The organism is Leptospira perolatii (assembly GCF_002811875.1).
In the GTDB taxonomy this organism is placed as follows: Bacteria; Spirochaetota; Leptospiria; order Leptospirales; family Leptospiraceae; genus Leptospira_B; species Leptospira_B perolatii.
This window is the reverse complement of record NZ_NPDZ01000003.1, coordinates 91,649-112,182: the sequence shown is the minus strand read 5'-3', so window position 1 is coordinate 112,182 and position 20,534 is coordinate 91,649. Positions and strand designations below refer to the sequence as shown.

14 protein-coding genes are annotated in these 20,534 nt (G+C 42.5%); 6 read left to right on the top strand and 8 right to left on the bottom strand.

Annotation, left to right across the window (positions count from 1 at the left end; translation table 11 throughout):
- From CH373_RS06670 to CH373_RS06650, 5 genes are all read right to left on the bottom strand, one after another.
- A complete protein-coding gene (locus tag CH373_RS06670; RefSeq protein ID WP_100712632.1) occupies positions 1 to 534 on the bottom strand; it encodes an adenine phosphoribosyltransferase in 534 nt (177 codons plus the stop codon).
- A gap of 136 nt (positions 535 to 670) precedes the next feature.
- On the bottom strand, positions 671 to 1,564 hold the full coding sequence (htpX, locus tag CH373_RS06665) for a protease HtpX (RefSeq protein ID WP_100712631.1): 894 nt from the start codon (positions 1,562 to 1,564) through the stop codon (positions 671 to 673).
- Positions 1,565 to 1,643: 79 nt separating this feature from the next.
- On the bottom strand, positions 1,644 to 3,248 hold the full coding sequence (locus tag CH373_RS06660) for a SulP family inorganic anion transporter (RefSeq protein WP_100712630.1): 1,605 nt from the start codon (positions 3,246 to 3,248) through the stop codon (positions 1,644 to 1,646).
- Positions 3,245 to 3,730, bottom strand: a complete 486-nt coding sequence (locus tag CH373_RS06655; RefSeq protein ID WP_100712629.1) for a ClpXP protease specificity-enhancing factor SspB — start codon at positions 3,728 to 3,730, stop codon at positions 3,245 to 3,247. The genes CH373_RS06660 and CH373_RS06655 overlap by 4 nt, the downstream gene beginning before the upstream one ends.
- A complete protein-coding gene (locus CH373_RS06650) occupies positions 3,723 to 5,618 on the bottom strand; it encodes a polysaccharide biosynthesis protein (RefSeq protein ID WP_100734082.1) in 1,896 nt (631 codons plus the stop codon). Before CH373_RS06650 ends, CH373_RS06655 begins: the two co-directional genes overlap by 8 nt.
- A gap of 80 nt (positions 5,619 to 5,698) precedes the next feature.
- Here CH373_RS06650 and CH373_RS06645 point away from each other — a divergent pair, with 80 nt between their 5' ends.
- The 3 genes from CH373_RS06645 (at position 5,699) to CH373_RS06635 (ending at position 9,450) form a co-directional block, all read left to right on the top strand.
- Positions 5,699 to 6,193 (top strand): STAS domain-containing protein, encoded by a 495-nt coding sequence (locus CH373_RS06645; protein ID WP_243393293.1) that lies wholly within the window; start codon positions 5,699 to 5,701, stop codon positions 6,191 to 6,193.
- Positions 6,194 to 6,385: 192 nt separating this feature from the next.
- Complete coding sequence (locus CH373_RS06640) at positions 6,386 to 9,226, top strand: adenylate/guanylate cyclase domain-containing protein (RefSeq protein ID WP_100712911.1); 2,841 nt, start codon at positions 6,386 to 6,388, stop codon at positions 9,224 to 9,226.
- A gap of 11 nt (positions 9,227 to 9,237) precedes the next feature.
- Positions 9,238 to 9,450, top strand: a complete 213-nt coding sequence (locus CH373_RS06635; protein WP_100712627.1) for a CDGSH iron-sulfur domain-containing protein — start codon at positions 9,238 to 9,240, stop codon at positions 9,448 to 9,450.
- On the opposite strand, the gene recD is transcribed toward CH373_RS06635, so the two are convergent.
- From recD to CH373_RS06620, 3 genes are read right to left on the bottom strand one after another with little or no spacing between them, the layout of a single operon-like run.
- Positions 9,447 to 11,279 (bottom strand): exodeoxyribonuclease V subunit alpha, encoded by a 1,833-nt coding sequence (recD, locus tag CH373_RS06630; RefSeq protein ID WP_100712626.1) that lies wholly within the window; start codon positions 11,277 to 11,279, stop codon positions 9,447 to 9,449. The genes CH373_RS06635 and recD overlap by 4 nt on opposite strands.
- Positions 11,276 to 15,097, bottom strand: a complete 3,822-nt coding sequence (locus CH373_RS06625) for a UvrD-helicase domain-containing protein (protein WP_100712625.1) — start codon at positions 15,095 to 15,097, stop codon at positions 11,276 to 11,278. The genes recD and CH373_RS06625 overlap by 4 nt, the downstream gene beginning before the upstream one ends.
- Positions 15,094 to 18,708 (bottom strand): exodeoxyribonuclease V subunit gamma, encoded by a 3,615-nt coding sequence (locus CH373_RS06620; protein WP_100734079.1) that lies wholly within the window; start codon positions 18,706 to 18,708, stop codon positions 15,094 to 15,096. Before CH373_RS06620 ends, CH373_RS06625 begins: the two co-directional genes overlap by 4 nt.
- A gap of 50 nt (positions 18,709 to 18,758) precedes the next feature.
- Here CH373_RS06620 and CH373_RS06615 point away from each other — a divergent pair, with 50 nt between their 5' ends.
- The 3 genes from CH373_RS06615 (at position 18,759) to CH373_RS06605 (ending at position 20,533) form a co-directional block, all read left to right on the top strand.
- Positions 18,759 to 19,424: a DUF7424 family protein gene (locus CH373_RS06615; protein ID WP_125169887.1), complete on the top strand. Its 666-nt coding sequence runs from the start codon at positions 18,759 to 18,761 to the stop codon at positions 19,422 to 19,424.
- A gap of 71 nt (positions 19,425 to 19,495) precedes the next feature.
- Complete coding sequence (locus CH373_RS18870) at positions 19,496 to 19,804, top strand: DUF1272 domain-containing protein (protein ID WP_100712622.1); 309 nt, start codon at positions 19,496 to 19,498, stop codon at positions 19,802 to 19,804.
- A gap of 3 nt (positions 19,805 to 19,807) precedes the next feature.
- Positions 19,808 to 20,533 carry a superoxide dismutase gene (locus CH373_RS06605; protein ID WP_100712621.1) on the top strand — a complete coding sequence of 242 codons (726 nt, stop codon included), beginning with the start codon at positions 19,808 to 19,810 and terminating at the stop codon, positions 20,531 to 20,533.
- The last annotated feature ends 1 nt before the right edge of the window (position 20,534 follow it).

Here is a 20,534-nt window from a genome sequence, read left to right as displayed (position 1 = left end):
TTAATGGCCTTCGAACTCGCAAATCGAAAATACTTTGACCTGTAATTCTTTTTCCATTTTGGCAGTTCCACCTAAATCGGGTAGATCGATAATGACTCCTGCTTCGTGAACTTCTGCGCCTAACTTCCGCAATAGTTGCACCGCGGCGATCATGGTTCCTCCGGTAGCGATCAAATCATCCATGACGAGAACCTTATCTCCTGGTTGGATAGAATCTTTATGGATTTCGATAATATCCTTACCGTATTCTAAGTCGTACTCTTGTGAAACGGTTTCGGCTGGAAGCTTTCCTTTTTTGCGGATCGGAATAAAGCCAACACCCAATTGGAACGCAACAGGTGCTCCGATCACGAAGCCCCTTGCTTCGATTGCGGCGACTTTCGTAATCCCTTTATTCGCATAACGATCCACAAATGTGCCGATGGTTAGCGCAAGACCTTCCGGGTCCAAAAGTAGAGAAGTGATATCTCGGAATAAAATCCCTTTTGTAGGATAATCCGGTATGGTGCGAATTTTTGATTTTACGATCGACATTGATTTCCTGAAAAGCTTCGAATAAAGATCCTATTCCAAACTTTCGATTTGCGGAAACAATTCTTTTTTAATCATAAAAAAACGCTCCAGAATTTGGAGCGTTTTTCTTTCCATTTTGCCTATATGCAATTGGTACTTAGTAGGCGTTTGCTCTTAAAGCAGCGATTCTCTCCTCTAAAGGTGGGTGAGTGGAGAAAAGTGCCATAAATCCGCCGGACCGATTGGAAATCTTTAGAGCTGCGATTGCATCTCCTCTTTGGTCTACCGGATCCCTTGAATAAGATGCTTTCAGTTTCTCCAAAGCAGCGATCATATTGGTTCTTCCTGCAAGCTTTGCTCCGCCTGCATCTGCCCTATACTCCCTTGCTCTGGAGACGTAAGCTACTACGATAGATCCTAGAATTCCGAAAACAACGATCAATAGCTGGTTGATCATGAATCTCGCAAAGTATCCTAGATCATCTCTAAATTGAGAAGCAATGATTCTGCTCACGATCCAAGCAAAGAAGTAGACGAAGGAGTTCACAACTCCTTGTACCAAGGTCATTGTAACCATATCTCCGTTCGCCACGTGAGAAAGCTCGTGACCTAAGACCCCATCCAATTCCCCGGAATCTAACTTATTCAGAAGTCCGGTAGAAACCGCAACCAATGCGTTGTTTCTGCTCGGCCCCGTCGCAAATGCATTGATCTCAGGTGATTCATAAACTCCAACCTCAGGCATAGGAAGTCCCGCAGTCTGAGAAAGTCTTTGGATCCTAGAGAGCAAATCTTTTTGCCAACCGGAGGCGCTGCGTGGATCGATAATCTGCACACCCATCGCCATTTTTGCCATGAACTTGGAAATGAAGAGGGAGATAAAAGCACCTCCCATACCCCACACAGTTGCAAATATTAATAATTCAACATAAGAAATCCCGGAGGACGCCAGATAGGTGCCGAGTCCGGTGATATTAATGATAAATCCAATTGTGAAGATCACAACAAGGTTCGTAAGCGCAAACAAACCTATTCTACGTATCAGCCACATTTGTATTCTATTCTCCTTTTGGTACAATGCCCGAGAAACTTACCTCGGACAAAATTAGGTTATTTCTATCTTCGTTGTATTAGACCGTTCTAGGTTCCTTCCGGAGGAAAGACGCGAGAAAGAAAAGCACGGCTAGGAACAAATATGCTTTCACAAATTGGCCAAAATTCAACTCGAAAGGAGTCAAAACCGCGTTCCCGATGAGCGAATGCGCGTGTATAAATCCGGTTGCAGAAAGCACCGCACCAGCCAAGGAGGCCACGATTGCTTTTTTGAAATCTCGATCGATTACAAAGGCAGCGATGGATGCCCAGACCATAGAAGAAAGCAGGAACCCTTGGGATAAACTTAGCAATCCATCTAGAGAATAAGGAAAAATCGGTTGGTCAGGAGGCACGAGTGAAAGCCAAATTCTTTGCGATTCAGATGCCTTGGAGGCTCCTTCCAGTACTTTTGCCAGAATTGGATCTGCGTAATTGAAAGCACTTTGTATCAAAAGCACCGCCCATCCGGCCATGGCAGGCAATAGTCCGATGACTACTGCAGGAGCATGTCTAGTGGGAGTAGCTTCGAATGCCTGAGAACCGATCACAATTCCGATCCAGAGTACGATCGCCATTCCGGCTTCGATCGGGATGAGTTGGGAAAGAAATCCCATTAAACCAAGGAACGCAACCAGAGTCATGAACACTCCGTTTAATGTGGAATATCCTGCCCTGGCACCGAGAGCCTTCCATCCTGGATGTCCGATATAGATTGTAGTAGGAAAGGGAGAACCAAAACAAGATCCGACTATGGTTCCCAGCCCGTTCATCATAAGGGAACTTCTGGTATCGAATTTGTCGCCGGCTGCTTCTGCAGACTCTATGTTTTGCAAAGAACCGATTACATTGAAAATTCCCATCGGCAAAATGATGGAGAGATATTCCTTAATTCCTCCGGCCCCCCAGATATTCCACAAGTCTCCTCCGCTCCATACAGGAAACGAAAGATCGATAGAAAAAGAGGATTGGAGTGCTGCGGAATTCATCAGAGGTTTTCCCCAAAAACCTTGAGACCAAGCTAGGATTGTACCTGCGATTACGGAAATCAATCCGCCTGGAATTCGAAACGGAAAAACGATTTTTCCGAAGTATTGCAATAGTATGATTCCAAAAGGTACAAAAGCAACCAAAGGATTCTGAAAGGTCCGTATTAGAAAGTCCATCGAGATGAACGTAAGTGCGATCCCAGCGAGCGCTGAAAGTAGAGCGGCCCTAGGAGTCGCTTTTCGGATTTTTTCCGCGACAAAGGCTCCTAAGAATTCGATCAATCCGGAAAGAAAACAAGCCATCAATCCGTAAGACCAAGCGATTTTATAATCTCCCGTTTTTTGGTACGCCGGGAACATGATAAAGAATACGAATGCAAAAAGAGAGACTGTATTGATTCCGTAGGGTAGAGCGGTCACATCGGATCTGTTTTCTTGTTCGCCAAGTCGATGCGCTTGCCATGCATAGAACAGGTTACCAACTAACAACGAAATGGCGGCTCCTGGGATGACTACCCGAAACACAAAGTCTTTCGGCATTCCGCAGAATCCCATACAAAGTGCGACTAGAACCAGAATCTGGATCAGGTTATCGATCATCAGCCCGAAGAATCCGTCCAGATCCCCAGGTACAAACCATTTGTATTTGCTCATTTTTTCGTCTTACTCCCGAAATCGACTTGGATGACGTTCGACTTGCGTTTTTTGTTTTTTGATTGGAGTTCTCCGGAAACAGAAACTGGAGGTTCTTCATCCGTTTTGATTTCTTGCGTTCCAGAACCGGAAGCGGGGATTTTTGCCAGATAGATTTTCATTTGAGAAACAGTCTGCTGGGATTTATCAAAAAATCTGAATATACCGTCCCAGGGGATATATACGTGTTCCCACGCGTACCCGAACTGAAGTTCCGCGTACACAAATTCTTCTTCTAATCTGATATCGCGGGCCGCTCTCGGACCGATGACGAGCACGATCCCGGATTCTGCTTCTTCTCCGACCAGACCTCTGTTTCCGATTTTTAAGTCAGGATGAGGCATAGCATGGAGGTAAAAAGTCCCGAACCTTTCCCAGTAAAGGGAAAAGAGCTGTTTTTTCAATTCTCTGAGATTCCGAACTTCCTCTAGATTGCTATCCATTCTGTTCCAGTGAACGAGCTGCTTCTTTCGTTTCGTTGATATAGTCTTCGTGAATCTTATATTCTGGCACCAGTGCCTTAAAACAAGAGAAGACTTCCCGTGCACGGTTCGAACGGGCTGCATTTAACAGCTCCAGGAAGCGAGCTTGAAAGCTACTAGGATCTGGATCATCTAAGGGGGCTGCAATCCTGATTTTCGGGTGGTGGGTTTTTTTAATCCCTTCAAGATCTAACAGCAGTTCTTCGAATAGTTTTTCACCAGGACGCAATCCGGTAAATACAATGGGAATATCCACGTAAGGTCTGAGGCCGGATAAACGAATCATTTCTTCGGCTAACGTAACAATACGAACCGGCTCTCCCATCTCTAACAGAAAGATTTCTCCGCATTCTCCCATCGCTCCGGCCTGTAGCACTAGTTGAGAAGCTTCCGGAATCGTCATAAAGTAACGAATCACATCCGGGTGAGTTACAGTAACCGGTCCACCATTTCGAATCTGTTCTCTAAACCTAGGGATCACAGAACCGTTGGAACCTAGTACGTTTCCGAAACGAACCGTAATAAACTTGGTCCTGCTTTCTCTAGACACATGTTGCAGATAGAGTTCCGCCGCACGCTTGGAAGCTCCCATGATATTCACTGGGTTCACTGCCTTATCTGTAGAAATCAAAACGAACCTTTCCACACCGGAAAGTCTCGCGATATCCGCCACATTTTTGGTACCGAGCACATTGTTCAGAACCGCTTCCGTAGAATTGATTTCCATCATCGGAACATGTTTGTAAGCTGCGGAATGAAACACTACTTCCGGAGAATGCGTTTCAAAAATCGAGCTGATGCGAGAAAGATTTTTTACATCTGCGACTACTGGAACGAATTCTATCTGGGTGCTGCGAAATGCTTTCCTGAGTTCGTAATCGATTTCGTACAAAGGAGTTTCGGACGCGTCCAAAAGTACGATTTTAGAGGGCTCGAAAACTGCGACCTGTCTGCAAAGCTCGCTACCGATCGAGCCACCCGCACCTGTAACCAAGATCGTTTTGCCTTTTAGGTAAGAACGGATCGATTCTATTTCCAGGTCTACCACCGGTCTTCCGAGTAAGTCTTCTACTTGGATCTCGCGCAACTGTTGGATTTTGGGCGGATCAAAAAATAGAGAACCCAAAGAAGGTAGGATTTTGAATTTTACATCCGCGGACTCAAAGGATTTGATCAACCTACCGATCACCTTTCCGTCCGGGTTATTGATCGCAATGATGACCTGCTTGATTCCCATCCCGTGGATCATCGCTTCTGCCTGATCGGTTCGGCCCAGAATCGGAACACCTTGGATATGTGCGCCTATTTTGCTCTCGTTATCATCCAAAAATCCGACTGGATTGAGTTTGAGTTCGTTGTGGCGTCGAAGTTCCGACAACAAAGTCGCTCCCATCTTGCCAGCTCCTAAAATCAGAGTGGGGAGGCCCTCCACCTTGGTCTTTCGCATAATGTACTGGTCTCGGAACATTCTCCAGGAAAGGCTACGCAGACAAAGAAAACTGAGCAATAGAATCGTGTCTATGATCGGCACCATCCTAGAAACCTGTTCGAATCTATTATAAAATAGTAAGGCGACCGTGGCGACCAGGGAAGACAAGAAAGTAGTTTTGATAATCTCTACAAGGTCGTGAATGGAAGCATAGGCCCAGATAGATCTATATATATTCGAAAATAAGAATACGATCGATCTTGTAGTCACCACGATTGCTAAGGGAATTAGGAAAGTTTCCGGCTTGTTCAGAAAAGAAAGGGATTCAAATCGAATCAAGTGAGCCAAAAAATACGAGAGCACCATAAAGCCCATATCGAGAGGGAAGATCAAGGTCCGGCGATTCCAATGCCCCATGATGGAAAAAAAAACCGGGGATTGAGAAAAGTCCAATCTTTTTGGTTTTTCGGTTGCGGAATTCCGGGAAGGAGTGAATTCTTTTGGAGAAATCCCAATCGCGGGTATTTGTGAAAGAACTCATCGTTAACTTACAAGGAAAATTAGATCTGTCGCTCGGCGAGGCCTTCCGCGATCGAACCAATCCTCTACTCGCCGCTAACCCCCACCTCATCTTGCTCGATGCTTTAGAGCTGAAATTTTGGAACTTAGAAGGGCTTAGTTGCGTTAAGGAAACTATTTTAGCAAATCCTGTTTCTAGGTTTGCCGCTTGTAGGTTATCCGAGGATTTAAAGAATTCGTGGAACCAAGTGGGACTGACCCAACTTGCGCCTGTATTCGATTTAAGGGAGGATGCAAAAGCATACTTATTGCAATCGGCTTCTCACGATACAGAAGGATGGCACTCGGTCGCCTGTCCAGTATGCTTTCAGAATCTAAAAGTAGACCAACCAGGGAATTACCGCTGCCCGGCTTGCGAACATACATTCTATTTGAATGCGGAAGACAGAATTTCACCTTTTGAGAAATTATTTTAAGAGAAATCCATTCCAAGTGGGGTGTTTTCACGCAAATTGTCACACTTCGCTTGTTATTTAATGCACCAAATTTTTGACAAAGTTCTTTCCTATTGGGGAAAATTGTTCTAATATTGGGTGCTCATTCAATCCCGAGAGAACGCTCGGATTATCCTTGCCTTACAGACAGACGGCAAAGAGAGTTTATTTTTTATGGCAAAGGTGATCGCACAAATTCTCGCTTTCATTAAACAGCAGTGGCACGATTTCATCTCACTTCCTAAGGTATTTTACTCTGGAATTCGGGCAAAACTCGCGCTATTTACCGGAAGTTTGATCGCACTTACGATTTTGATCCTATCGTTCATCTATGTTCGCCAGCAAACCCAAATCCTTACGGACAGTTACGAGAGGGAAGCGGCAATTTCGAGGCGATATATTTCTTCTTTAGTTTTAGAGTTAGATAATATTTCCCAGAGTTTGATTCGCATCGAAGAATTCAGAGACAGAGTTCGGAAACAAACCGAGGCCCTAAAAAAATATAAAACTACTAAAACTACCAAGGAAGAAAACAAGGTCTCCCTATTTGGATTTAAGACCAGTTTGTTCGGAGTGTTAGGGAAAAAAACAGTTCGAAAATCCTTGGCGACTTATTATTCCGAATATTTATCAAAAACGGATATCGATACTCTGGAAAAAAACATACGGTCCCAACTCAGACATTCTGGGGATCAGGTAATTTCCGATTTCGATTTTTCTAGACTACAGTCTCAGGCAAAAAAATTCGTAGAGACCGATAGAGAAGCAGCAATATTAAGAAAACATGTCGCAGAAATGAAGGAAGCTTCGGAAAATCCGGATCATACAGAGATCACTGCGGTAGAAGAAGAGCTTAGAAAAAAATCCATCGAAGCAAGAGGCTATCGGACTCATTTGGACGCAAGCATCGCTGCATTGCTCGCAAATTCTAAGAAAAAGAAAATCAAAGATCTAGGTCTGGACACTAGCAGATTTAGAATACAATCTTTTCCACCGAGTGGAATTGTTCACGGAGAAATTACAGAGACAACTCTCGATACTAAAATATTCGATCCTGAATCTTCGATCAACCAAGTTGCTCTAGACGGACCTCTCGAAGACGGACTCAAGAGTGCTTTTACAGTTCTGACCGAAACAGTCGGAGTAACTGGGGAAGTACCTCCAACTTCGTTTCAGCAAAACGGACTAGAGCTGCAGGCTCTATATTCTCCTCATTTTAGAAATCCGGCATCTACGGAAAGAGCCAGGTTGGTGGATGAAGTGAGAAAAGATCCGGGACCTTGGAGGCAATTCGTCGGTTCTATCCAGGATATACAGCAGGAACTTTCTAAAATACCGCCTGCCTTGGAAGCTAGACTAAAATTGCTGAGGGAGAAAAAACCTCCGGTTCCTCCTCACAAAGATAAAGAGTTCAAGATACAGTACGAAAAGTACGCGGCACTCATTCGCAAGAGAGACTTGGCTTTTACCGCATTTCGTAAAAATCTGCGTTTAAACGAGGAAGAAGAGCATCAAGTAGATGCAATGGAAACTCTTAGGGATTCCGCCCTGGAGGATCAGGTCCTACTGAGGTTCAAGCCAGATGGATCCGATTACGAGAGATACATTCATTCTGATTCCGGAAAAGAATACTTTAAAAAACGTTGGGCTGCTTTGCGTAGCTGGATTTATTCCGGTGAAAGTGAAACTCCTCCTGCAAAATTAAAGGCAAGTTTTCCGGACGGAATCATCGGAAACAGTCGTACAGAGGCGGAGCAGATATTATGGAAACTAGATACTACTCCTTTGATTTCTGACGAGACGGACGATCTTGCTACAATCGTGCTCTCGTCCAACTTCTCCGGAATTATTAGAACCTTAGTGGATAGAACAGAAGGATTGAAGGAGATCCACCAAAACCGAAATCGAGCGGTAGTTTCTGCATTCGGGATCTGCGGATTTTCCATTTTCCTAGCAGTCTTTATCTCGGGCTTTGTAGTACAAAAAATTAAGAGGATTATTCGAGGCGCAGAAGAGGTCGGAAAAGGCTACCTCAACGTAGAATTCGAACCTGGAGGAAACGACGAGTTCGGAAACCTGAGCGTCGCATTAAACCAGATGGTTACCGGTCTGAGAGACCGGGATAAGATCAAGGGTATTTTAGGAAGTATGGTGGATCCGGTCGTGATCATCGAGGCGATGAAGGATCTCGCCGCATTGAAACGAGGGATGGAAAAGAGAGTAACTGCGTTCTTTTCTGATGTGGCAGGTTTCTCCGCGATCAGCGAGAAGTTAAGCTCCGTCGAACTCGCCAACTTATTGAACGAGTACTTGTCTCAAATGACTTATATATTAAAAGAACATGATGGAGTCTTGGATAAGTATATCGGTGATGCAATTGTCGGAATCTATAATGCTCCGGTCGATGTAGAGAACCACACTCTAAAAGCTGTAAAAGCTTCTCTAAAAATGATCGAAAGACTCGAGGATTTAAAAAAAGGCTGGAATAAGGATAGGAAATACATCCAAGAAGCGCGAGACATGAAGATCAGAATCGGTTTGAATGTAGGACTCGCAAAAGTAGGCTTTATGGGTACTGATGCACTTGCTTCTTATACGATGATGGGGGACACAGTGAATCTCGCGGCACGGTTGGAAGCAGCAGGTAAAGACTACGGTGTTTCTATTCTGGCATCGGACGCGGTATACGCGGAAGTCAAAGACCAGATCTTTACTAGAAAACTAGATCTCGTTCGAGTGAAAGGCAAAAACGATCCTGTCATTCTGTACGAAATTATTTCTGACATGCAATCTGCAAGTCCTAAGATTAGAGAAAAAACTAGGCATTACGAAGAAGGCTTGGCTCTGTACCTGGATCGCAAGTGGGACAATGCGATCAAGAAGTTCAAGGATGCCGAAGCTGCCGGAGATGGTCCTGATAAAGCGGTTCAATTGCTGATCGAAAGATGTAAGGAATACAAAGCGACTCCTCCACCGATTTCATGGGACGGAGTATATACTAGAGATCATAAGTAAGAGGTTTTGCAATGTCCGAAAACCCTGTAGAGCAATCTTCTGAAGAAGTGATCATTGAAGCGACAGCTAACGGTCCCTACTTAGTCCACGGCAGCGTTACGATTAAGGATAAGGAAGGCAATACAAAGAAACGGACCAAAACCACAGCTCTATGCAGGTGTGGTCATTCTTCTAAAAAGCCGTACTGCGATGGCACTCACGCGAAAGTCGGGTTTGTCGCTTAACAAACAGTAAACCCAGTAGTCCGAATCGATCTGTTCTCAAGACTTTGTTTTAGTCTTTTCTCTCCGGCTAACAGGTAGACGCTCTTTTTCGCTCGGGTCAAAGCTGTGTACAGAATTTCTTTGCAGTACAACTGAGATCCCTTTTCCGTATCTTGGTCAGAAGTTGCATCTGGTGGTAAAATCAAGAAAACCTGATCATATTCAGATCCTTGCGATTTATGAACCGTGATTGCGAAGGCATATTCATGATCGGGCAACGTATCCAAAGCAAAGTCTCGGAGAACTCCTCCTACTGAGAATAAGGCCCGTAACTCTTTTCCTTCTGCGCCTGTTTTAATTTCCGCGACGATTCCCGTGTCTCCATTAAACAATTCCCTTTCTTTGTCGTTTTCGGTGATGAGCAACGGTAAACCGGAAAAGTAGATTCTGTTTCCAACAGAAATTGTAGGAAGTCTTTGCTCTTTTAAGATAAGCTCGCAGAGTCTTGCGTTCAAACCTTCACTTCCAAATTGGCCTTTTCTTAATACAGTCAATATCTTGGTATTATGAATTTCGACGGTAAGATACTCTTTCAGCCTTTCTGAGTTTTGCGAGATCTTGGAAACGGTATGAATATTTTCTAATAGTTTCGACCAAAAATACCGGACCAAAAATTCGTCCAGGTTTTCGGGGAGCTTACCGTTGATTCTGAAAAACCCGGTTCGTTCTGGCATTTGTCCGAAACCAAAATCTCCGCCCTTGGAATACGGTAAGATTTCTTGTAAGCGAAGGGACTGTTTGGAGCAATCCTGCAAGGCAAGAGCGATTTCTTTTTCGCTTTCTGCTTCCAAGCAAGATTGAGCGAGGTTGAATATAGAAGAAGCCTCTCCTTCTTGACGTCTACTTATTTGTAATTGGATTCCATTTCCGGGAAATCCCTTTCGAATCTGGTATACCAAATCCGATAAAACCGCTCCCGCTGCAACGCTCGGTAACTGATTGGGATCTCCTAGTAATATCAATCGGAAGGATTCTTTGGAAGAGATTGACTCAAGAATCGAATTCATCAAATAAAGGTCTACCATAGAAACTTCATCCAATATTAGGATTTCATAAGGTAGTTTTGAATCGGTTCCGTACTTGAAGGATCGTTTGGAAGGGTTATATCCTAAAAGTCTGTGAATCGTGAAAGGGTTTAATTCTTTGAGAGAGGCATCGATCGGTTGAATATTTTCTAAATAACCGAGCGTATGATCCAAGGACTCTTTTAATCTTTGAGCTGCTCTACCTGTCGGAGCAGCCAGACCGATCTTGGAACTCGGATAACCTAACCTTACAAGAGCCCTGAGTAGACTGGTTACTACCGTAGTTTTTCCGGTTCCCGGCCCACCGGTGAGTACAAAAAAAGGATTTTTGAGAGCTTCGACCAACGCATCTCTCTGCTCTCCTTCTGCACACAGATGGATTTCGCCACTGGAAGTTTTTAACGACAACGGGAATTTTTCCGTTACTTCCTTTACGACGGATTCGATTCTTTTCGATTGTGATTCTGGAATCTTTTTGGAAAGCAGACTTTTTATCGCGACTTCCAAATTCACTAAGGATTCGTAAGGCTTTCTATAGTACAGAAGTTTGTTTCTTTCTCGAAAGAATGGGTTCTCTAAACTGAGGAGGGATTTTGTTTTCAGCTCCTCAATAGGCACGCTCAGATTTCCTAACCGCAGAGAAGACAAGAGAGTTACATTTGTATCATGCAAATCTTTTTCAGAAATTCCTTTGCAATAGGGTAGCATTCCCTTTGTCAGAAACTCTACGTACAACGGATCAACGATCGGATTCGAACTTATCATTCTCTTTCCAAGATCATTCTTTTTTTGAGAGATAACGCAAGTCGGATGTTCTCTCGCGATTTTTCGATCTTTTCCCTAGTCAATGGTTCGAGAAAAAATCCTCTCCCGATTCTAGTCGGATCTGTCCCTCTTAGAAAAACGTAATACATTCCGCCTAATAAATTCGGATCATAAGCCTTTCCAAATCTAAATTGCAGCCACTGGTCTAAAACCATAGAATATAAATCTAGCTGTAACTGGTACTCTTCCTGAACTACATTTTTTAGAGAATTTTCATCATAAGGATCTTGCCTAGTTTTGGCCAGGGCAACTGCAGGGCGATTCTCTAATCGATTTGACTTCCAATCCAAAAGCCAATATCTTCCGTCGGCATAGAATAAAAGATCGATTGTACCGTTCAGGAAATCGAATCCTGCAGAGTTTTCATTATCAAATCTTAAAGTAAAATCGGTTTCGTGAAGTCTATCTCCTTGCTCCAAAAAGGCCAAGCTAGGAATCGCATGCAAATTCGGTAATGGACTTCTTAAGGTGTTCCAGAGAAATTTCAAAGCGGTATCTGTATATGATTCTAGTTCCTGAGGACCATCTCCATAACGATTTACTCTTAAAGAATTACGAACTTCAGAACGAATTTTCTCAGGAAGTTCTTGAGGCGATGCATAATCTCGAAAGGAACGGAAATCTATCCTTTCGAGTATTTTATGGAGCAAGTTCCCCATTTTATTGGAAGAAGGCAAATCCAAAGTAAGTTCCTCTTCTGTCGCATCATCTTGTGTTAAAGAAATTTGCTCGCTTGGTTGGATTCTAGTTTCTTCTGATTCAAACTGCGGCACTTCGATTTGATGTAGAACGATACTTTTAGAAAGCGAAGAGTAGCTTTCCATTATAGTTTTTCTATTTTCCACGTTCTTTGGCCAAGAATACACATCCCTGGCACCAAAAGGTAGATGCTGGTCCGCGACCTCGACATTCTTTTCCTTGATCGATTCTTTTTTGGAAAGCAATGACTCAGGTGAACCCCATCGCTTCACAAAATAATTGTCGCCTTCTTCTTGTTTCTCTATCTCCGCAAAGTTGGCATCGGTATTTGCTCCGACTTTCATATTTTGAAAAGCATCATAAAAAAGATCCAAAGGTCGATTCGCCTTTTCGCTTAACAACGGAAAATAGAACTTGTACATCGCGCGGGTCACTGCCACGTAATACAATCGTTTATCTTCGTTCTTTTCACGGGCGAGATGAGCATCTGCATTGTTTAGATCCAAATCCAGTACTCTCACACTTTTGAGAGTCCCGTCCTTTAAAAGATCCTGCCTTTTGTACTCCGTGTAAAAATTGTTCTTCTTTCCGTATTTAGAGAACCCACCCATTAGAAATACGAAAGGGAACTCCAAGCCTTTGCTAGCGTGAATCGTCATGATTCTGACTGCCTCTTCTTCGAATTCTGATTCAAAGAAAGTTTCGTCGGCTTCTGATCCTCCCGAACACTTTTGGTCGAGATATCGAAGGACCCCCTCGAAGTCCAGATTTTGCGAACTAGCTTGCTCGAGCAAAATAGAACTTAGTTGCCGATAGTTGGAATTCCTTCTTTCCCATGCTTCTTTCGGTAACTTAGGGTGAGGAGAAGGCAATTTCGTTTCAGTCAGTAAGGATTTAAAGAGCTTCGCAAAATCCCTTCTTTTCGCCAAGGATCTCCAAGATTCGATCAGTCTTTTTTCTTTCGAATCAAAAGAATATTCAGAATAACCATCTAGGTCCTTTACCGACACATCGAACAGATCCGAAAGTATCAGTTTTCTGAAAGAATCAGGGCTGCCTTGCTCTCCAATCGAGGCAAGTATCGACCTGAATCGAAACGCTTCTTCGCTCGCAAAAAGGCCTGTTTTTTTATAATAATGATAGGGAATTCCTGCCTCCGAAAAAGCGGCTTCTAAAGGAGAGGCATCGGAGGATTCCCGAATCAGAACAGTGAAGTCTCTAAAAGTGGGCTTAGATCCATTCGATTTTTTATCACTAGATTCTTTATGAATTCTTAATTTTGATTTTTCTGATAAAAGATGCAGGATTTCCTTTGCGATAAAGGAAGCCATTTCTTTTTTCAAAATATCTTGGTTGTTAGAAAAAGACAACTTGTAAGCGTTCAGGGATCCTCTGTCGCTTTGATCGCTAAACAATCTGGATTTGCTAGAACCGGATCGAGCAGGATTAACTTCGGTAAATGAAATCCGATGTGTAAAACCGGATTCTGCAATTGGAAACCAATCACTATTCGTTTCCGAAAAAAGTGAATTGCAAGAATAGATCAAACCAGGAAGCGAACGGTAGTTTATGCTCAGTGGCTTGTATACAACTGCCTTTTCCTTAAATACGGTTTCAAACTCTGACTTTGCAGAAAGATAAGTACCGATATCCGCACCTCTAAATCCGTAAATCGACTGTTTGGGGTCCCCGATCAGAAAAAGGTTTCTGAGTTCATCGGTTTGCGGATTTTCCAAAAAGATTTTTCTGAAAATTGAATATTGATCCGAGTCTGTATCTTGAAATTCGTCTATAATTCCGAACCTGAATCTGCTTCGGAGCGTTTGTAGTAGAACATTTGAGGACAATGAACCCGCGAGATTGTGAATCATATCGTTGAATGTAATCTGATTCAATCTGTTCTTAAGTGCGCCTGCTTCGATTTGTACTGTTTCGGCCATTCTAGCAATCGAGTAGGAGGAAGGATTTAGTATCGAAAAGTAAGTCTGTGCAAGAACTCGAAAAGATTTTTGGTATTCCGGATATTCATTCAAGTTTTTTGCATCCGGAAAGATCTCTTCGTTAAGAAAAAACGAATCTATCCCGTACAAATCTATCTTTTGGACAGTTCTTTTTTTCTCATCGAACTTGGTCCTTATTCCTTCGAATTCGGCAAAATTTTCAGTTTCAAGCAGGTCTTCAAAGCGAGTGAGTAAATCTTGAAATTCTACAGTATTCTTTTCTAATTTACCCTTTAAGGATTTATCTATCAGGGAATAAATCCTGTCTTGTTTCGTCCTGAATTCAGAGAATCGTTTTTTACATTCGGTTAATTGGTCAGTGATTGCCTTTTGCAGTTCTTGATTTACTTCTTTCGGGAAGATTTCGAGGGATGCACGTCCGGCGGCCTTCAAAACCGCCAGTCTTAAAAGATTTTGCTCCCAGGTTGTGCCCTGTCCTTTTAGACCGCCTCGATCAAATCGATTTCTAAGAGTGGAAACCAAAGACTTTGCTTGTTCTTTTTTGAATAGGGGAGCCCACTCTTCTCTCATGTTGAGAAACAATACTTCTTCCGCAGGAGTATTTTCCGGGACAAGGCTAGAGATTTGCGGATATCCAGTCTCCAAAGGATATTCGCTTAATATTCTCTGGCAAAAGCCGTGGATCGTAGAGATAAACGCCTGATCCAATTTTCTTCGTTGCAATTGAAAGTACTCCCTTTCTCTTTCAATTGCTGCAAAAGCTTCCGAGTCAGTAGGATTCATTCTCCGATGTTCCTGCTCTAAAGTCTGAATCCATTGTTCGATTCCTTGTCGTATTCTGGAGCGAAGTTCAGAGGCTGCCTTTTCAGTGAAAGTTAGAACTAGGAAGGACTCTATCCCGGTTCTATTTTCCAGGGGTTTGTCGGTTTCCCCCTCGGAGAAAAAGAGTTCTCTTAATATTTTGATTACGAGAAACACGATCGTAAAAGTCTTTCCAGTTCCGGCAGAAGCTTCGATAAATCCGTGTTTGGTGGTATCAATTTCGGAAGCGAACGAATTCGGGAGTTCAACTTTGCCTCCTGACAAATTCTCCTTCATGAAATCAAACTTTCCAATGGAGAATAAATTTTTTGCGCAATCGAGTATCCAGTTTCGGAAAGATATTCCCAAGGTCTGGGCAATATTCGCAGAGAAGAATTCAAATAGTCTGAACTAGATTCCAAAATGGCCGACCTGCACCAGCGCATGAAGATTTCCGGATCTTTTTGCGCTAACTTAGCCTTAGTAAAGTCTTCCCAAAGATCTGCACTCACTAGAACTGGATCTTGTAGGAAATAAAATCGAATCGTCTCTTCGAGTATCGCAATTCGTTGCTCCTGTTCTCCTCCGATTCTCACCTGTTTCAGCTTATCTCCGTAGGCGAACAAAACTTCTATCGAATCGAATTCCCGATTTAACTGCTGTCGAAATTGGAACATCAGACTTGCAACCAAGAATGGCTCGAAGTAATTTCTGAACTTGGAAGAATGAAACGGGTAAAATAAAAGGAACTTACGCTCCACAGGCTGATAGAAAATACCTTTTTTTTCTCCTGTGAGAACAACTTTTTGCAATACATCAGATTCTATTAGAGGTTCATTAATTCTTAATATACTTCCGGACCTTTCTTTTTCACCGAAAACGATGGCATCGAAGTACTCGCATCCGCTAAGTAAAGGATCAAGAGACTCAACCAAAGACTTATATTGGCTCTCAAGGTCTTCGATTTCGATTTCACCAAAAATTCCTTTGGGGATACGACCCTCCCGAGTAAATCTACTGCACGCATTCGTAAAAGCGTCGGAGAATATTCCTACTAATTTGGAATCTGATTTTTCCCGTGTGATACGATCTAATGCTTCTGACCAAAACTCTTGTCGAAAAAGATAATTTTCCCTGGATTCTAGGCGAAACGGTTCCCAGGAAATATTCTCAGTTTCCTCTGCATCCTCTACATACATTCCGAATTTCTTTTGCAGCCTATGCGAAAGAGGGGAGTTCCAAAATTTGACTAGGTCCGATAAATCGATAGATACTTCGGATGCGCTTCTCGAGATCGGGGCCGAACTTGAAAGACCGAAGTTTATTATCTGTTCACAATATTTCTGTCGAGTCTCCAAAGGCCCATAAACTAGGGAGGCCGAAATATCGTAGGTTTTCTTAAAGATTTCCTGAATCCCTTGTGAGGATTCAAAGTACGACTTGCTGCTTTTACTGAGCGGGATGCGAACTCTAATCTTTTCTCCATCCGAAAGTATATGCTCCTTTAAGGCTTGCTCGATCTGCACTAAAGAGGATGACGGAGCCAACTCTTCGTCTTTTCCGATATCCTGATTCACAAAAGAAAAGGTCAGAGACTCCTTCGCGGAAAGGATGGTTTCGTATAACAAAGATTCGTCGGCTTGCTTTGCAGTAATATCGCTTTCTCTAGGCGAAAGGTAACGCAGATTGAAAGCGGATCTATCCTCCGATCCAGGAAATAATCCTTCTCCCATTCCCAGAATATAAATATGTTTGAATGGAATCGGACGCATTGGCTGTAGAGCCGAGATCGTAATTCCGTCCGTCAAATATTTCCCTTTTCGAATCGGAAGTCCGGATACGGATTCCAATAAGTAAGTTTCCAAAAAATGAATTCTATCCTCTTCGGTTTTTGGATCCCAATCTATATCTCTCAATCTAAATAGAACTGAATCTACCTCAGATTCAATTTCGATTTCGCTAGCTTGGTCGGGCAAAAGGGTGGAGGAGAGGAGTCCTTGAAATGACTCCAAAAAAATCTCCGTCTTTACATTTGGATCTGCAAGCACTTGCTGGAATTCGGCTAGCTTTTGGTTCAAGGAGATCCAAATATGAATCCACTTTTCGATCATAGGCTCATTTTGTTCGAAAGGAGATATTCCTATTTCTTTTTCAGCCCATTGAGGCAAAATTTCTCCAAGAGCTAGTCTTAAAAAACCAGAGCCAAAGGAAAACGGCTCCTTTATATTTTCATCATCAGTATCCAGAAAAAGATTTAGATCTTTTGCATATTCGATGCAGTGATCCACAAAAGACGAATTGATTTTCCAACGATTTTGAAAACAAGGATTGCGATATAGTGCAAATAGATTCGATCTATTTTTTCCAGAAAGCAAGAGCATAAATATGGAGAGAATCCCCTTCATATAGGAACTAGTCTCTGCCACAGTCAAATCTCGGATCGTATAAGGAATGGTTTTTTTCCGGATACTCTGCTTTTCTCCCTCTTGTACCAATGCCATGATTCCACCTTCGAAAGAAAACTCGATTGCGGCTCGGTACTCCGCGAGATTCGTGCAGAAAATTCCGATCTCGGTTAGTTTCAAGTGGTCATCTGCATCTAGTTTTGCTAATATACTATGATAGATTGACTCCACTTCCCTAAATTTTCCTGGCGTTTCCAGGACCAAAATACTTCCGTCGGCCGGCTGTTTTTTGCCTGTTATAGGAATCGCTTTGGACTCAATTTCATTTTTTAGCGGTTCCGATTCTCCTAACAGATACCTTTGAAAGGATCTCAGGTTGGAAGATCTTGGGGAACGGTCCGGAGTATATTTGATAAAATGAGCACCGGCTAATTTCCAATTTTTCTGAACCACCAGGAAAGGCTGTGACCAGCTTCGACAAGTTGTTCTCTTGAATCCAGAATCCTCGGCATGGTCCAGTCCTGGAAAACCGAACTGAAATACGTGCACATTCAATTCAGGAAATCGGTTCCGGAACATTGCTATATAAGCAGGAGCAAATTGAGACAAACCGAATATATAAAAGTTTTCCTGAGGGTTTTTTGCATCCGGAAGATTCGTCCTATCTTTTGATCCAAAAACCTTCATCGCTGATTGGAGCAAGGTCTCACGACCTTTGGATCCCAAAAAAGCTGTGACCTGGGAATAGATTTCCTTTTCTAAGAAAAAAGTTTCGGACTTAGTAGCTTCTGATTCTCGGAGTTCTTCTTCAGAAAGCTTTAAGATTTCGTAATCTTTTCCAAGCCAGTTTCGAATCCAATCTTGTCTGTGCAACTCATAGTCTTTAAAATATTTCGAGATTCTAGCCGCGAGGTCGAAGATTCGCACCGGGTCCGCTTTTTCCCTACCTTCCGGCAATAGATATCTATTTAAAGATTCGTATTTTTGGACCAAATCCGGATGAGCGATCAAAAACGAATAGATAAACAGTTGGATTTCCCTCGGCTGAAGGAATTCCTTCCAAGAATCTTCCGTACTTTTAAACTTTCGAATAAAAAGTTCAGAGATTGCTTTTTCGAAAAATAGAAATCGTATACTCGCAGTTACTTCAGCTGATTTCGCAAATTCTAGAGAAAGCCAGGTTTCCATTGTCAGATTCGGTATAACGATTACAGGCGAGTGCAGACCCTTCTGCTCGACCGATTCGGTATGAATCAGCTGAAGTAAGGTCGAAGCTAAAACTGACAGATCGTCTGAGCTGTGAACGACAATTGGCATAAATGATTCGAACACAATCTTGTAACTTATAGGCAACGCGAAAAGAGATTTTTCCCAAAAACTCTCAGGCTTTTTGCAAAGTTTTGCATCGGCGTAAAAGATGATTGCAGACTTTTCCTTTTTGTCTATGCTTTGGCGATCTTTAGAAAGGCTACGTATTTGATATGAATGAAAAACTCGATTCAAAGGAAATTCAAATCGCTCGATTCAGAAGTAGTTCGAGGTTAAGTTCAAAAATGCTTTTCGCAGTTCTCACCCTGGTTGCGTTGGCGACCCTTCTTTGCAAGTATTCAATCACCGGTGAGATCTTTGTTTCCGATATTTTAGATATCGCTAGCTCCAAATCTAATAAAACAGTCTACGCGAATTCTTCACTTAAATTCGGAGTTTCTTCCCAAGAACAATGCGAAGAAGATAAAGAATTTCTAATCAAAACGATCGGGCAACAGTTTAAGGATTTGAAAGATGCAAGATGCACCAAACAAGAATACGAAAACTTTTTCGAAGCATCGATTAAGATCCCAATGGTCAAGTTAGAGGATAAGGAATTTAAGCCGCAACCTGGACTTCTAAACATAACTGTCAAGGTAGCTGATAAAATCAAAGTCGGACTTTATTTAAGTAGCGAGTCGTTTAACTCTTTGAAAACAGCGATCAAAGAGAAATATTGGAGCACGATAAACATAGACGAATTTACTTTAGGAATGAACCTAGTAAACGATTCTAAAACGAAACTGAAAATCGAAGTTGCGAGCGTTTACATGGACAACAAACCGTTCCCTAAATTAGAAGCGGTCGATATCGAGCCGAAGTCGAAGGTATCACTTCGGCTATCTAACGTTTTACGAGACGCGGTCTACGAAAACGGAAAAGGCGATTTTCTACAATTGGCTAAACAATAAGTAAGATTTTGTTTTTCGTTTAACATCAACTGTGAATGTATATCAGTGAAAAACACAAGGAGTGAATCCTTATGCTGGAACTTAGACCTACCTGCGAAAATTGTAATCGAGAACTGCCACCGAATTCGATAGACGCGAGGATTTGCTCCTTTGAATGCACGTTTTGTGTCGATTGTGTAGAGACCGTTCTAGGGAATGTTTGCCCAAATTGTGGAGGAGGCTTTATGCCAAGACCAATCCGACCTAGTATGAATTGGAATGGAAATAACGATATAGAACACTATCCAGCAAGCACCAAGATTAAGCATAAACCGGTCGATCCAAAAATGCACGAAAGATTCGCAAACGAGATCAGGCTGATCTCACCGGAAAAAAGGTAAAAAATGAAACGAAGGGACTTTATAAAACAAGGACTCGTCGCGGGTGCTACACTTGCCTTCACCGCCAAACAGCTATCTGGTGTTGAAAACGCTTCCTGGCCTTTTGATCGGCTTACAGATGATTCAGGAAATTTTATACAGCTACCTCTTCCATACAAAGAAGATTTTCTGGAACCGGTTATGGATGCAGAAACCGTACATCTTCATTACACGTTTCACCATGGTGGAGCCGTAAAATCCGCGAACCAAGATCTCAAGATGATTAGAGAAGCGTTGCAGAAGAATGAAACTTCAGCACTGGATGTTTGGACCAAGAAATTAGCATATCACTTTTCCAGCCATGTACTGCATACGATCTTTTGGACAAATTTAACGAAAAAGAAAACACAGCCGAAAGGTAGTTTGCTCAAAAAAATCGAAACCGATTTTGGTTCATTAGATAAGCTACTACTTCTATTGTCTTCCGTGGCAAAATCGATCGAAGGGAACGGATGGGGAATTCTTGGATTCCAACCGTATTCAAACTCACTGACAGTTCTACAATGCGAGAATCACGAAAGGTTAACTCAATGGGGAGTAATTCCTATTTTAGTGATAGACGTTTGGGAACATGCATACTACTTGAAGTATCGAAACCAAAGAGACAGATTTGTAGACTCAGTGCTTTCGATTATCAATTGGGAAAATGTAGAAAGTAGATATTACTCTGCTTCGAAAATTGGAAAGTAAA